Annotated in this window: 11 protein-coding genes; 9 read left to right on the forward strand and 2 right to left on the reverse strand. The window is 72.7% G+C overall.

What is annotated here, in order from left to right; translation table 11 throughout:
* Positions 1–144: 144 nt before the first annotated feature.
* From ACIQNG_RS17885 to fdhD, 5 genes are all read left to right on the forward strand, one after another.
* Complete coding sequence (locus ACIQNG_RS17885) at positions 145–1,116, forward strand: 2-dehydropantoate 2-reductase (RefSeq protein WP_401485962.1); 972 nt, start codon at positions 145–147, stop codon at positions 1,114–1,116.
* Positions 1,113–3,128, forward strand: a complete 2,016-nt coding sequence (locus ACIQNG_RS17890) for a molybdopterin oxidoreductase family protein (protein ID WP_401485964.1) — start codon at positions 1,113–1,115, stop codon at positions 3,126–3,128. Before ACIQNG_RS17885 ends, ACIQNG_RS17890 begins: the two co-directional genes overlap by 4 nt.
* 5 nt (positions 3,129–3,133) lie before the next feature.
* Positions 3,134–4,966, forward strand: coding sequence for an NADH-ubiquinone oxidoreductase-F iron-sulfur binding region domain-containing protein (locus tag ACIQNG_RS17895; RefSeq protein ID WP_401486314.1), 1,833 nt, complete (start codon positions 3,134–3,136; stop codon positions 4,964–4,966).
* Complete coding sequence (locus ACIQNG_RS17900) at positions 4,963–5,823, forward strand: 2Fe-2S iron-sulfur cluster-binding protein (protein ID WP_401485966.1); 861 nt, start codon at positions 4,963–4,965, stop codon at positions 5,821–5,823. Before ACIQNG_RS17895 ends, ACIQNG_RS17900 begins: the two co-directional genes overlap by 4 nt.
* Before the next feature lie 92 nt (positions 5,824–5,915).
* A complete protein-coding gene (fdhD, locus tag ACIQNG_RS17905; protein WP_401424759.1) occupies positions 5,916–6,764 on the forward strand; it encodes a formate dehydrogenase accessory sulfurtransferase FdhD in 849 nt (282 codons plus the stop codon).
* 281 nt (positions 6,765–7,045) lie between these two features.
* Here fdhD and ACIQNG_RS17910 read toward each other — a convergent pair whose 3' ends face one another.
* Positions 7,046–7,483, reverse strand: coding sequence for a MarR family winged helix-turn-helix transcriptional regulator (locus tag ACIQNG_RS17910; protein ID WP_401485968.1), 438 nt, complete (start codon positions 7,481–7,483; stop codon positions 7,046–7,048).
* A gap of 123 nt (positions 7,484–7,606) precedes the next feature.
* Here ACIQNG_RS17910 and ACIQNG_RS17915 point away from each other — a divergent pair, with 123 nt between their 5' ends.
* Together ACIQNG_RS17915 and ACIQNG_RS17920 are read left to right on the forward strand one after the other, a co-directional pair.
* Positions 7,607–9,493 carry an exo-alpha-sialidase gene (locus ACIQNG_RS17915; protein ID WP_401485970.1) on the forward strand — a complete coding sequence of 629 codons (1,887 nt, stop codon included), beginning with the start codon at positions 7,607–7,609 and terminating at the stop codon, positions 9,491–9,493.
* A gap of 11 nt (positions 9,494–9,504) precedes the next feature.
* Positions 9,505–10,740, forward strand: coding sequence for a DUF4185 domain-containing protein (locus ACIQNG_RS17920; protein WP_401485972.1), 1,236 nt, complete (start codon positions 9,505–9,507; stop codon positions 10,738–10,740).
* Here ACIQNG_RS17920 and ACIQNG_RS17925 read toward each other — a convergent pair.
* Positions 10,673–11,701: a bile acid:sodium symporter family protein gene (locus ACIQNG_RS17925; RefSeq protein ID WP_401486316.1), complete on the reverse strand. Its 1,029-nt coding sequence runs from the start codon at positions 11,699–11,701 to the stop codon at positions 10,673–10,675. The two genes, ACIQNG_RS17920 and ACIQNG_RS17925, sit on opposite strands and share 68 nt — an antisense overlap.
* A 174-nt stretch (positions 11,702–11,875) precedes the next feature.
* Between ACIQNG_RS17925 and ACIQNG_RS17930 the strand changes: the two genes are divergently transcribed.
* Entirely contained in the window at positions 11,876–12,739 is an 864-nt protein-coding gene (locus ACIQNG_RS17930) for a LysR substrate-binding domain-containing protein (RefSeq protein WP_401485974.1), read from the forward strand.
* 198 nt (positions 12,740–12,937) lie between these two features.
* On the forward strand, positions 12,938–14,764 hold the full coding sequence (locus ACIQNG_RS17935; protein ID WP_401485976.1) for an AMP-dependent synthetase/ligase: 1,827 nt from the start codon (positions 12,938–12,940) through the stop codon (positions 14,762–14,764).
* Positions 14,765–14,972 lie beyond the last annotated feature (208 nt).

The following is a 14,972-nucleotide window of genomic DNA, read 5'->3' on the forward strand; positions in this document are numbered from 1 at the left end:
TCGGCCCCGGGTCACCCCGACCCCGGATCACCCTGACCTCAGGTCACCCCGACCCCCGGTCACCCCGACCCCGGGTCGATCGCTCGATCGCTCACCGACCAGCCCACCTCCGCGGTATCCCTCGAACCGAACGGAGTCGCCCCCGTGAAAGTCGCAGTTCTCGGCGCCGGTGCGATCGGCGCCTATGTCGGTGCCGCGCTCCACCGCGCCGGCGCGGACGTGCACCTCGTCGCCCGTGGACCGCATCTGGCGGCCATGAGGCGGGACGGTGTGCGGGTGCTCAGCCCGCGCGGTGACTTCACCGCCCGCCCCGGCGCCACCGACGACCCGGTCGAGATCGGCCCGGTCGACTTCGTCCTCCTCGGCCTCAAGGCCCACTCGTACGCGGCGTGCGGGCCGCTGATCGCCCCCCTGCTGCATGACACGACGGCGGTGATCGCCGCCCAGAACGGCATCCCGTGGTGGTACTTCCACCGGCACGGCGGCCCCTACGACGGCCAGCGCGTGGAGAGCGTGGACCCCGGTGGCGCGGTCAGCGCGGTCCTCGCCCCCGAGCGGGCCGTCGGCTGTGTGGTCTACGCGGCCACCGCGCTCGAAGGCCCCGGTGTCGTACGGCACCTGGAGGGCACCCGTTTCTCCATCGGCGAGCCCGACCGCAGTGTCTCCGCGCGCTGTCTGGAGTTCAGCGCGGGGATGACGGCGGGCGGGCTGAAGTGCCCGGTGGAACCGGAGTTGCGCAACGACATCTGGCTCAAGCTGCTCGGCAACATCTCCTTCAACCCGATCAGCGCGCTCGCCCGCGCCACCATGCGGCAGATGTGTCTGCACGGCGGCACCCGCAAGGTCATCGAGACCATGATGACCGAGACGCTCGCGGTCGCCGAGGCCCTCGGATGCGAGGTCGGCGTCTCCATCGAACGCCGGCTCGCGGGCGCCGAGAAGGTCGGCGACCACCGCACCTCCACCCTCCAGGACCTGGAGCGCGGCAAACCGCTCGAACTCGACGTGCTCCTCGCCGCGGTCGTCGAGCTGGCGGAGATCACCGGCGTGGACGTGCCCACCCTGCGCACCGTGCACGCCATCTCGGACCTGCTCGCCCTGAGGAGCGCCGCATGACCGAAGCCCGGCAAGGCCCCCGCGAGAACCTGACCGAAGCCCGGCAGGACCCCCGCAAGAACATCACCGAAGCCCGGCAGAACCCCCGCAAGAACCGGGACCGGCAGCCCAGGACCTACACCCGGCTCACCCACCCCCTCGTACGGGACACCCGTGACGCGCCGCTGCGGCGGGCGACCTGGGAGGAGGCCCTGGAGCGTGCCGCGCGCGGCATCGACCGCAACCGCGGCGCGTTCGGCATGTTCTCCTGCGCCCGCGCCACCAACGAGATGAACTACGTCGCGCAGAAGTTCACCCGGGTCGTGATGGGCACCAACAACGTCGACTCGTGCAACCGCACCTGCCATGCCCCGAGCGTGGCGGGGCTGTCGGCGGCGTTCGGCTCCGGCGGCGGGACCTCGTCGTACGAGGAGATCGAGCACACCGACGTCATCGTCATGTGGGGCTCCAACGCCCGCTTCGCGCACCCGATCTTCTTCCAGCATGTGCTGAAGGGGATCCACAACGGCGCCCGGATGTACGCGGTCGACCCGCGCCGGACGTCGACGGCCGAGTGGGCGGAGAGCTGGCTCGGCCTCGACGTGGGCACGGACATCCCGATGGCGCACGCCGTCGGCCGCGAGATCATCCACGCGGGCCTGGTCAACGAGGCGTTCGTGGAGCGGGCGACGACCGGCTTCGAGGAGTACCGGGCGCTGGTCGAGCCGTGGACCCTGTCGCTCGCCGAGAAGGTGACCGGTGTCCCCGCCCCGGCGATCCGCGCACTGGCCCACGCCTACGCCCGCGCCGAGCGCGCCCAGTTGTGCTGGACCCTCGGCATCACCGAGCACCACAACGGCACGGACAATGTCCGCGCGCTGATCAACCTCTCCCTGCTGACCGGGCACGTGGGCCGCTACGGCTCGGGGCTCCAGCCGCTGCGCGGGCAGAACAACGTGCAGGGCGGCGGCGACATGGGCGCGATCCCCAACCGGCTGCCCGGCTTCCAGGACATCCTCGACCCGGGCTCCCGGCTGAAGTTCGAGACGGCCTGGGACACGGTGATCCAGCCGCACCACGGGCTGAACCTCACCGAGATGTTCGAGGCGATGGAGGAGGGCACCCTCAGGGCGGTCTACTGCATCGGCGAGAACCCGGCCCAGTCGGAGGCGGACAGCGAGCAGGCCGTGCGCCGGCTCGGCATGCTGGACTTCCTGGTCGTGCAGGACATCTTCCTCACCAGGACCGCCCGGCTCGCCGATGTCGTGCTGCCCGCGACCGCCGGGTGGGCGGAGACCGACGGCACCACCACCAACAGCGAACGCCGGGTGCAGCGGGTGCGGCGCGCGATCACCCCGCCCGGCGAGGCCCGCGAGGACATCGACATCCTCTGCGCCCTGGCCTCCCGGCTCGGCCACGACTGGAAGTACGCGGACGCGGAGGCGGTCTGGGACGAGCTGCGCTCGCTCTCCCCGGACCACTTCGGGATGACGTACCGGCGGCTGGCCGAGGAGCAGGGCATCCAGTGGCCCTGTCCGAGCACCGAGCGGATCGAACCGACGTATCTGCACGGCAGGCTGTGGGCCGACGAACGGGCCGACCGGGGGCGGCTCGCGCCCTTCGGGCTGGTCCGGCACGATCCGCCGGTCGACCTCACCGACGAGGACTTCCCGATCCGGCTGACCACCGGACGCCGGCTGGACTCCTACAACACCGGGGTGCAGAGCAGCGGTTTCGCCTCCCCGCTGCGGCGCGGCGAGTACATCGAGCTGTGCCCGGAGGACGCCGAGCGGTACGGGGTGGTGGTCGGTGAGGAGGTCAGGGTGAGTTCGCGGCGCGGCACGGTGGTGGCCCCGGTGTGGGTCGATCCGGCGCTGCGGCCGGGGCTGGCCTTCATGACCATGCACTTTCCCGACGAGGTGGACACCAACCAGCTGACGATCGAGGCGAACTGCCCGATCGCGGGGACGGCGGAGTTCAAGGCGTCGGCGATCCGGATCGAGAAGCTGCCCGTCGCGACCCACGTGAGGTGACACCAGTGGACCTGCACTTCGGCGACAGCAAGCCGACGGACGACGAACGGGCCGCGATCGACGCGCTGCTCGGTCCGCCGGAGTCCTCGTGGGAGGGCGCGGACCGCGAGGGGACGCGGGCCGAGGACCTGCGCTGGGCGCGGGGCGGGCGCGCGGCCCGGGACCGTCGCGATCTGCTGCTGCCGGGGCTGCACGCCGTCAACGACCGGGTCGGCTGGATCAGCGAGGGCGCCCTGGACTATCTGTGCCGCCGGCTGACCGTGCCGCCGGCGGAGGCGTACGGGGTCGCCACCTTCTACTCGCTGTTCGCGGTGCGGCCCCGCCCGGCGACCGTACTCCATGTGTGCACCGACCTCGCCTGCGCGGCGGCCGGGGCGCCCGCCCTGTGCGCGGGGATCGAGTCGCGGCTGGCGCCCGGCTCCGGGGTCCTGGTCGAGCGCGGGCCGTGCCTGGGCCTGTGCGAACGCGCCCCGGCCGCGCTCGCGATCAGGGCGGGCGACCCGGTCCGTACGGCCGTCTGCGCGCCGGCCGGTGTGGAGACGGCCGTACGGGCCGCGACCTCGCCCGGCGCGGCGCCCGAGGAGCCGCCGGCGGCGCTGGCCGTGCCGCAGGCGGGCTCCCCCGACCTGGTGCTGCTGCGCAGGGTCGGGGTGGTGGACCCGGCGTCGCTGGACGACTACCGGGCGCACGGCGGATACACCGCGCTGCGCCGGGCGTTCGGGCTCGGCCCGGCCGGGGTGATCCGTGAGGTCACCGACTCCGGGCTGGTCGGCCGGGGCGGCGCCGCCTTCCCGACCGGCCGCAAGTGGCAGGCCACGGCCGGCCGACCGGAGCATCCGCACTACGTCGTCTGCAACGCCGACGAATCCGAGCCGGGCACCTTCAAGGACCGGGTGCTCATGGAGGGCGACCCGTACGCCCTGATCGAGTCGATGACGATCGCCGGGTACGCGACCGGCGCCCACCGCGGCTACCTCTATCTGCGCGGCGAGTACCCCCGGGCGCTGGCCCGTCTCGACCACGCGATCCGCCAGTGCCGGGCCCGCGGGCTGCTCGGCGACGACGTCCTCGGTCAGGGCTACGCCTTCGACATCGAACTCCGGCGCGGCGCGGGCGCCTACATCTGCGGTGAGGAGACGGCCCTGTTCAACTCCATCGAGGGCCGTCGGGGCGAGCCGCGTTCCAAGCCGCCCTTCCCGGTGGAGAAGGGCCTGTTCGGCAGGCCGACGGTGGAGAACAACGTCGAGACGCTCGTCAACGTACTGCCGATCCTGACCCTGGGCGCCCCGGCGTACGCGGCGATCGGCACCGGCCGCTCCACCGGGCCCAAGCTGTTCTGCGTCTCGGGCGCGGTGGCCCGGCCCGGAGTCTACGAGCTGCCGTTCGGGGCGACGCTGGGCGAACTGCTGGAGGCGGCCGGGGTGCGCGAGGGGTTGCGGGCGGTGCTGCTCGGCGGCGCGGCGGGCGGCTTCGTACGGCCCGACGAGACGGACATCCCGCTCACCTTCGAAGGGACCCGGGAGGCGGGCACCACCCTGGGCTCGGGGGTGGTGATGGCCTTCGACGACACCGTGCCGCTGCCCCGGCTGCTGCTGCGGATCGCCGCGTTCTTCCGGGACGAGTCGTGCGGGCAGTGTGTGCCGTGCCGGGTCGGGACGGTACGGCAGGAAGAGGCGCTGCAGCGGATCGTGGAGCGCACCGGCGCCGACGCCGCCGGGGACATCGCGCTGCTGCGCGAGGTGGGCCGTGCCATGCGGGACGCCTCGATCTGCGGTCTGGGACAGACCGCGTGGAACGCCGTGGAATCCGCCATCGACCGTCTGGGGGCGTACGCATGACCATGACCGAGCTGGGGATCCCGCGCCGGCTGCTGGAGTTCACCCTCGACGGCGAGCCGGTGCGCGTGCCGGAGGGCGCGACCGTCCTCGATGCCTGCCGGGCGGCCGGGAAGGACATCCCGACCCTGTGCCACGGCGACACGCTCACTCCGAAGAACGCCTGCCGGGTCTGTGTGGTGGAGGTCGAGGGCTCGCGGACGCTGGTCCCGGCCTGCTCGCGCCCGGCCGAGCCGGGCATGGAGGTCCGTACCGGCACCGAGCGCGCCCGGCACAGCCGCAAGGTCGTGATCGAGCTGCTCGCCTCCTCCGTCGATCTGTCGACCACGCCCCGGGCCGCCGAGTGGATCAAGGAGTACGGGGCGGAACCGGACCGGTTCGGGCCGGACGCGGCCCGGCTGGAGGAGGACCCGAAGGTCGACAACGACCTGTATGTGCGCGATTACGACAAGTGCATCCTCTGCTACAAGTGCGTCGACGCCTGCGGCGACCAGTGGCAGAACACCTTCGCGATCTCCGTGGTGGGCCGGGGTTTCGACGCCCGGATCGCGGTCGAGCACGACGCCCCGCTGACCGACTCGGCGTGTGTCTACTGCGGTAACTGCATCGAGGTGTGCCCGACGGGGGCGCTGTCCTTCAAGTCGGAGTTCGACATGCGGGCGGCCGGGACCTGGGACGAGACACGGCAGACCGGGACCACGACGGTGTGCGCGTACTGCGGAGTGGGCTGCAACCTCACCCTGCACGTGCAGGACAATGAGATCGTGAAGGTCACGTCCCCGCACGACAATCCGGTGACCCACGGCAACCTGTGCATCAAGGGCCGCTTCGGCTACCAGCATGTACAGAACCGGGACTGACGCGACCCGGCTCGACGCGGGAACGAGGACGGGAACGGCAACGGGCAGGAAACGGGAACAGGAACGGGAACGGGAACAGGACGGATCAGGACATGGGACGAGTCACGGAACGACGCAAGGTGATCCGCATCCGGGACGGGGCCGTCTCGTCCCGCCCGGACACCCTGGTCGCCGAGGAGCCACTGGAGATCCGGCTCAACGGCAAGCCGCTCGCGATCACCATGCGCACCCCGGGCGACGACTTCGCACTCGCCGCGGGCTTCCTGGTGAGCGAGGGTGTGCTGGCCCACGGGGACGATCTGCAGTCCATCGTGTACTGCGCGGGCGCCACGGCGGACGGGAGCAACACGTACAACGTGGTGGATGTGCGGACCACGCCTGACGTCGTGATCCCCGACATCACCCTGGAGCGGAACGTCTACACCACCTCGTCCTGCGGGCTGTGCGGCAAGGCCAGCCTGGACGCGGTACGGACGACGACCCGCTGGCCGATCTCCGACACTCCCCCGGTCCGGGTGGAACCCGGGCTGCTCGCCGCCCTCCCCGACCGGCTGCGCGCGGCCCAGGCGGTCTTCGACCGGACCGGGGGGCTGCACGCGGCGGCCCTGTTCAGCGAGGCGGGTGAACTGCTGGACATCCGTGAGGACGTGGGCCGTCACAACGCGGTGGACAAGCTGGTCGGCCGTGCCCTGCGGAACGGCGGACTGCCGCTGTCCCGGGCGATCCTGCTGGTCTCCGGGCGGGCCTCCTTCGAGCTGGCGCAGAAGGCGGTCATGGCCGGGATCCCGGTGCTGGCGGCGGTCTCGGCGCCCTCGTCCCTCGCCGTGGACCTGGCGGCGGAGACCGGGCTGACGCTGGTGGGCTTCCTGCGGGGCAGCTCCATGAACGTGTACGCGGGCGAGGACCGCGTCGCCCTGCGGGCCGCGGCCACCCAGGGCTGACGACGGCTCACCGCGACACGGCGGCGGGGCCCCGAACGGCGGGGAGCGCCCCCTGCGCCACCGGGGCCCCGCCTCACACCACCGCGACGCCCCGGAACCACGCACGCATCCCGCCCCACCGCCCCCGACCCGGTCCACCGCCCCCGGGCCCGTTCGGCCGGGTGGCCGAACCGGGGGACATCCCGGAGACTGGTCTGTGTCCGACGACCCGCCCGGCGCGGGTCCAGGGGCCGCGACCACGGGCCCGGCACGACACGCCCGGCCCGGTCCGGCGCCCGGGCTCATCCCTCCGTACCGGTGATCCTTGTCAGCATGTCCACGAAGCGCTCCCGCTCGGCCGCCGTCAGCGGTGCCAGCAGCGTGTCGTTGGCCTCATGGGTGAGCAGCTCACAGCGGTGGAGGAGGCGATCGCCCTGTTCCGTGAGGGAGACCGCGTTCTTGCGGCGGTCCCGGAGGTCGGGTCTGCGTACCACGAGGCCCGCGGACTGGAGGTCGTTCAGTATGCCGACGACGTCCTTGGGGTCGAGCCCCACGTTGCGGCCGACGTCTGCCTGGGCGACCGGGCCCAGATCGCGCACGGCCGAGAGCACGGCGTGGTGCCAGGTCCGCATGCCCTCGGCGGCCAGCGCCTCCGCGACCAGCGTGCGCCCGCGCGCGGCGGCCCGGCCCAGCAGCCAACTCGGCAGCGAGCGGATCGCGGGTGACACGGCATCGGCCATGGCCACAGCGTAACCCGAAGTTGTTGGACTTCCCAATGATTGTGTGTTAATCCTTGGGACCGCCCACGATCTTGTTGGGAATCCCAACGACCCGGACGTCCGACCGTAGAAGGGCAGTCGCCCATGCCTCGTGGCCTTCGCGCACGTGTGAGAGCCGTCCTCGTGACCGCCGCCGCCTCGGCGGTGACAGCGGTCTCGCTCCCTCCCTCCGCCGCCCCCGCCGCCCCGGCCGCCGCCGCTGCCGCGGAGTTCGACCAGAGGGCGCTCTTCAAGGCCGGCCAGGACCCCGGATACGCCTGTTTCCGCATCCCGGCGGTCGTCCGCACCACCGACGGCACCCTGCTCGCCTTCGCCGAGGGCCGGGTCCTCAACTGCGGGGACGCCACGGACATCGACATCGTCGTCAAGCGCTCCACGGACGGCGGACGCACCTGGGGCCCGCTGCGGATCGTCAGCGAGGGCGCCGGCGACACCCACGGCAACCCGTCCCCGATCGTGGACCGCGAGACCGGCCGCATCCTGCTCCTCCAGACCCGCAACCCGGGCCGCACCGACAGCGCGAGCTGCGAGATCCCCTGTCAGCGCAAGCCGTACCTCCAGTACAGCGACGACGACGGCCGCACCTGGTCGGCGCCGCGCGATCTGAGCGGCCAGATCCAGCCGCCCGACTGGAACTCCTGGTACGCGACCGGCCCCGTGCACGGCGTCCAGATCAGCCGGGGCCCGCACGCCGGACGGCTGGTGCTCGGCGTCAACACCGAGACCTGGGACGGCGGCCGGGTCTCCGCCAACCACGCCGCGCTGATCCACAGCGACAACGGCGGCGCCGACTGGCGGGTCGGCGCCACCGACTCCTGGCCGATCGCCGCCGACGGCACCTTCGGCCAGAAGCCCTCCGAACTCACCCTGGAGGAGCGCTCCGACGGCAGTCTCCTGGTGAGCGGGCGCGAGCAGGACGGCACCCACCTCGGCCACCGCACCCAGGCCGTCAGCACCGACGGCGGCACCACCTTCACCGGCCCGTTCGAGGGCGTCCCCGACCTGTACGCGCCGCAGGTGCAGGGGGCCCTGCTGCCGCTCGGCGACCGGATGCTGCTGGCGAGCCCGGCCGACCCGGACCGCCGCCGCACCATGATGATCCGCTCCTCCTACGACGGCGGGCGCACCTGGGACAGCGTGGACCGCGGCACGGTCGTCTCCCGCGACTGGGCGGGCTACTCCGACCTGGCCGACCTCGGCGGCGGCGCGGTCGGCCTGCTCTACGAGGGCGGCACGGCCGACGCCCGCGACGAGATCCGCTTCGCCCGCTTCACCGAGGACTGGCTCGCGCCGCGCCGGGGCCCCGATCCGACCACCCCGGACAACGGCCCCTCCGCCCCGCCGGCCGCGGTGCTCGGCGGCGCCCGCACCACCTCCGGCGTGCACGGCGACGCCCTCGCCCTCGACGGCCAGGACGACGCGGTACGGCTGCCGTACGACCCCCGGCTGCCGCTCGGCGGCAAGGACTTCACGGCGTCCCTGTGGTTCCGCTACACCGCCACCTCCGGTGAGCAGCCGTTGCTGTGGATGGGCGGGGTCGGGGTCAACCAGCCGCAGATCTGGCTGCGCGGCGAGCCGGAGAACGACCGGGTGCGCGGGCTGATCACCACCCGTACCGGCGCCACCGCCTGGCACTCGGCGTCCCTGAGCACGCAGGGCGCCTTCAACGACGGCGCCTGGCACCATCTGGCGCTGCGCCGGGGCGGCGGTGAGCTGACCCTGTTCCTGGACGGCGCCGAGATCAGCACCGGCGACGTGTCGGGCTCGGTCAGCCGCAACTCGCCCTTCGGGGTGCACATCGGCCAGCGCATGGACAGCCGGGCCTTCTTCACCGGCGCGATCGACGACGTACGCGTCTACGACCGGGCACTGAGCGACGGTCAGCTCAGCGCGCTGCGGGTGGCGGGGGTCGGCCCGTACGCGGTGCCGGTGCTGCATCTGCCCATGGACCGGATCACCTCGGGCGGCTAACGTCGCGGAGCGTGTCCGAAGAACATCCCGAGACCGGTCGGCGGACGGGCACCTGGGTCGGCGCGCTGCTGGCCCTGGTGCTCGCCGCCGCGCTGCTCGTCGCGCTGCCCGGGGACGACGGTCCGCCGCCGGACGGGGCCGCCTGCGCGGACCGTACGATCGCCGCCTGGTCCGCCGACGAGCGGCTCACCGGCGAGTTCGCCCGCTACGGCGACGACCCGGCCCGCACCGACGACTGGACCGGCGGGGACGGCACCCATTCGGTGCGGCTGCCGGACGGCCGGCTGCTGTGGCTGTTCTCCGACACCTTCCTCGGCCGGGTGTACGCCCCGCCCAACCCGGCGGGCGAGTCCCACACCTGGCGGGATTCCGCCGCCCCGATGGTGCGCAACTCGGCGGTCGTGATGTCCGGCGGGCGTCTCGACACCACCCTCGCCGCCCCGCTCTTCCCGGATCCGGCGCCGGGTCAGTGGCGCTGGCCGGTCGCCGCCCGGGTCGAGCCCCGGGCGCCGGGCTCGGCGCAGCAGGTGGTGCGGGTGCTGCTGTGGGTGCGGGCGTCGGGGCAGGCGCCGTGGATCTACGGGGTGCCCCTGGCCACCGAGGTCGCCACGCTCTCCCTGCCGGATCTGCGGGTGGAGTCGGTGGTGAAGGTGTTCGACCAGCATCTGGTGCCCGACCCGTCCCGGCGGGTGCTGTTCGGCACCACGCTGGTGGAGGAGGACGGGTACACCTATGTGTACGGCGGTGACGACGGACAGGCCGTGGGGCGCCCGGTGTCCTCGGCGTACGTGGCGCGGGTGCCGGAGGGGCGGCTCGCGGAGCCGGGCGCGTGGCGGTACTGGAACGGCTCGGCGTGGAGCGCCCGGGACGGTCCGCGCGCGGTGCTCGGCGACGGGCGGCGGACCGGGGTGGGCAGCGCGTTCTCGGTGGCGAGGGACGACGGCACGTATGTGCTGTTCACCATGGCGGCGGGCACCGAGGGGCTGTCGAAGGTCACCTCGTACTGGTCCTGCTCCCCCACCGGCCCCTGGCACGGGCCCGGCCGCGGCTTCGACGCGCCGCTGCCGCGCGGCGGGACCGCCGCGTACAACCCGCAGGCGCATCCTCGGGCGGACGGCGACGGGCTGGTGCTGAGCTACGACGTCAACTGGATGGAGCCGACGGACGCGGCGGCGCGGCTCAACGGGAACGTGGCCCTGTACCGGCCGCGGTTCGTGACGCTGAGGCTCGCTCCGAGCGGGGGGTGACCTCGTCCTCGGCGGGGGCGACCGGGTCGTGCGAGCGGCGTTTGGCGATCACCGCGCCGACCATGAGCTGCATCTGGTGGAAGAGCATGAGCGGCAGCACGGCGAGCGCGGCCTGCGGGCCGAACAGCACGCTGGCCATGGGCAGTCCGGCGGCGAGGGACTTCTTCGACCCGGCGAACTGGATGGCGATCCGGTCCTCGCGGCCGAAGCGCAGCGCCGTGGCGCCGTACCAGGTGACCGTGAGCATCAGGGCCAGCAGCACCGCCTCGACGGCGAGGAGCCCGGCGAGCTGTGCGGGGCTGACCCGCTGCCAGACTCCGTTCACCACGCCCGCGCCGAAGGCGGCGTAGACCACCAGCAGGATCGAGCCCCGGTCCACCAGGCCGAGCACCTTCTTGTGCCGGGTGAGGAAGCGGCCGACCCAGCGGCGCAGCACCTGGCCCGCGACGAACGGCACCAGGAGTTGGAGCACGATCCGCAAGCCCGAGTCCGGGGCGAAGCCGCCCGCGCCGCCGCCGAGGAGGGAGGCGGCGAGGAGCGGGGTGAGGACGATGCCGATGAGGGAGGAGAAGGAGCCGGCGCAGATCGCGGCGGGGACGTTGCCGCGCGCGATGGAGGTGAAGGCGATGGACGACTGGATGGTGGAGGGGACCAGGGTGAGGAAGAGCAGGCCCTGGTAGAGGGGGTCGGTCAGCAGCACCGGGACCAGTCCGCGGGCGGCGAGGCCGAGCAGCGGGAAGAGGACGAAGGTGCAGACGAGGACCGTCAGGTGCAGCCGCCAGTGCTTGAGTCCGTCGACCGCCTCGCGGGTGGAGAGCCGGGCCCCGTAGAGGAAGAAGAGGAGCGCGATCGCGCCGGTGGAGACCCCGTCCACGGCGTCGGCGGCGGCTCCGCGCGCGGGGAGCAGGGCCGCGAGTCCCACCGTGGCGAGCATCAGCAGGATGTAGGGGTCGATCGGCATCCGGCGGGGCCGACGCAGGCGTTTCACGGTGCTCCACGGGCTCGTGCTGTCACTCGGTTCGCGGAGGCCGCGGGACCCCCGTGCCATTGTGCTCCTCACCGACTTGATCGGGAATCCCGTACACCATGCTGACTGCCATCACGAATCGTGATAAGAGCGTCTAGACTCGGTCGGGTGTACGACCCCTCCCAGTTGCGGACGTTTCTCGCGGTGGCGCAGACGCTGAGCTTCACGCAGGCGGCGCGGCGGCTCGGGCTGCGTCAGTCCACGGTCAGCCAGCAGGTGCGGCGGCTGGAGGACGCGGCGGGGCGGACGCTGTTCAGCCGGGACACCCACTCCGTGGAGCTGACCGAGGACGGCGAGGCCATGCTGGGCTTCGCGCGCCGGATCCTGGAGGTGCACGACCAGGCGACGGCGTTCTTCACCGGTACCCGGGTGCGCGGGCGGCTGCGGTTCGGCGCGTCGGAGGACTTCGTGCTGACCCGGCTGCCGGAGATCCTGGAGGGGTTCCGGCACGACCATCCCGAGGTCGATCTGGAGCTGACGGTCGAGCTGTCCGGCACGCTGCACGAGACGCTGGCCGCCGGGAAGCTGGATCTGATCCTCGCCAAGCGGCGCCGCGGTGCCACCCAGGGCGAGCTGGTCTGGCACGACCGTCTGGTGTGGATCGGCGCCGAGCGGCTGCGGCTGGACCCGGAGCGGCCGGTCCCGCTGATCGTGTATCCGCCGCCGGGCATCACCCGCGCGCTGGCCCTGGAGGCGCTGGAGCGGCAGGGCCGGGAGTGGCGGATCGCCTGTACGAGCGGGAGCCTCAACGGTCTGATCGCCGCGGCCCGCGCCGGTCTCGGGGTGATGGCCCATTCGCGCGGCTTCGTTCCGCCGGGTCTGGCGCGGGTCCCGGACCGCGCGGGGCTGCCGGAGCTGGGCCCGGTGGACTTCGTCGTCGTCCACGGCCGGCGGCCCACCCCCGCGCAGGGCGCGGCGGACGCCCTGGCGGCGGCGATCCTCGCGGCGGGCGACCGGTTGCACCGCCGCTGAGCACCATGCCTTTGGCCTGGACTTGTACGGGAAGTGAAACTGAGGCCCCGCCCCGGCCCCTTCACCCAAGGTCCGGTCATCTCGTCGTACAGATTCGGTGGAGATTGCGTCCCCGGAACTTACTCCGCCGTCAGGAAGCCCCGCTCCTCGGGTACTTTTCACCGCCTGTGTGGAGCTGCACGGCGACGGGGAGCGGGTTTGCGCGAGTTCACCAACCCTCCGCTCACGTCGGCGCCGCCGGTGGGCGGTCTGGCCGACGTGGTCTTCCAGCGCGCCGGGAAGAAACCCCGGCAGGTGACCCTCGGCCGCAAGGAGCCCGACGGCACCTGGCGCGCGGTGACCGCCGCCGAGTTCCGCGACGAGGTGCTGGCACTCGCCAAGGGACTGCTCTCCCAGGGCGTACGGTTCGGCGACCGGGTCGCCCTGATGTCCCGCACCCGCTACGAGTGGACCCTCTTCGACTACGCCCTGTGGACCATCGGCGCCCAGGTCGTGCCGGTCTATCCCACCTCCTCCGCCGAGCAGTGCTTCTGGATGCTCCACGACGCCGAGGTGAGCGCCGCGGTCGTGGAGCACGAGGACCACGCCATGACCGTCGCCACCGTCATCGACCGGCTGCCGCGGATGCGCCGGCTCTGGCAGCTCGACGCCGGTGCGGTGTCCGAGCTGTACGACGCGGGCGCCGCCCTCGACGACGAGGTGGTGCACCGCCACCGCCGCGCGATCACCCCGGACTCCGTCGCCACCGTCATCTACACCTCGGGCACCACCGGACGGCCCAAGGGCTGTGTCCTCACCCACGGCAACCTGATGTACGAGGCGGACACCGTCACCGCGCACTGGGAGCCCGTCTTCCACTCCCGCCGGGGCGACGAGGCCGCCACCCTGCTGTTCCTGCCGCTCGCGCATGTCTTCGGGCGGATGGTGCAGATCGCCGCCGTCCGCCACGGGGTGCGCTTCGGACACCAGCCCCGGCTGGACGCCACCGCCCTGCTGCCCGACCTCGCCGCGTTCCGGCCGACGTTCATCCTGGCGGTGCCGTACATCTTCGAGAAGGTGTTCCACACGGCCCGCCGCACGGCGGAGCGGGAGGGCAGGGCCGCGCCCTTCGAGAAGGCCGTCGACGTGGCCGTGCGCTACGCCGAGGCCGTGGAGGCCCGCGCCTGGGGCATCGGCCCCGGCCCCTCCGCCGGACTGCGGATGCAGCACCAGTTCTTCGACCGGCTCGTCTACGCGAAAATCCGCGCGGCGATGGGCGGCCGGATCCGCAACGCCATGTCCGGCGGCTCCGCCATGGACCGCACGCTCGGCCTGTTCTTCGCGGGCGCGGGCGTCCAGATCTACGAGGGCTACGGACTGACCGAGTCGAGCGCCGCCGCCACCGCCAACCCGCCCGGCCGCACCCGCTACGGCTCGGTCGGCCGCCCGATCCCCGGCGTCACCGTGCGCATCGCGGACGACGGCGAGATCCGGCTGCGCGGCGCCAACGTCTTCCAGGGCTACCTCAACGACCCCGAGGCCACCGGCGAGACCCTCCACGACGGCTGGCTCGCCACCGGTGACCTCGGCTGTCTGGACGAGGACGGCTATCTGAGCATCACCGGCCGCAAGAAGGAGATCCTGGTGACCTCCGGCGGCAAGAGCGTCTCCCCGGGGCCGCTGGAGGAGCGGGTGCGGGACCATCCGCTGATCAGCCAGTGCGTGGTGGTCGGCAACGACCGCCCCTTCATCGCCGCGCTGGTCACCCTCGACCCCGAGGCCGTCGAGCACTGGCTGCTGATGCGCGGCAGACGACCCCCGCCCCCGGCCGAGCTGGTGCGCGACCCCGATCTGGAGAACGAGGTGCGGCGCGCGGTGGTCGCCGCCAACACCCGCGTCTCGCAGGCCGAGTCGATCCGCACCTTCCGCATCCTCGCCCGGCCCTTCACCGAGGAGCACGGCCTGCTCACCCCGTCCCTCAAGATCAAACGCAGGGCGATCGAGAAGGCGTACGCCAAGGAGGTCCGGGCCCTGTACGAGCCGTGAGCCCACCCCGGCCGTCCCCAGCCCCGTCCCGTCGACCGGATTCCGCCGTCAGGAATGCGGATCGCGCACCGATCGCCGACGATGGACCACGGATGCCTACGGATGTCTCCGGATGTCTCCGGACGCCCAAGGACACCTCCGGATGCCTACGGAGGTGTCCGGATCCACAGATGAACCCACCTGACCCGCACCCCCGTAAGGATCGAGA

It is taken from the genome of Streptomyces sp. NPDC091377 (assembly GCF_044757045.1).
Taxonomy (GTDB): Bacteria; Actinomycetota; Actinomycetes; order Streptomycetales; family Streptomycetaceae; genus Streptomyces.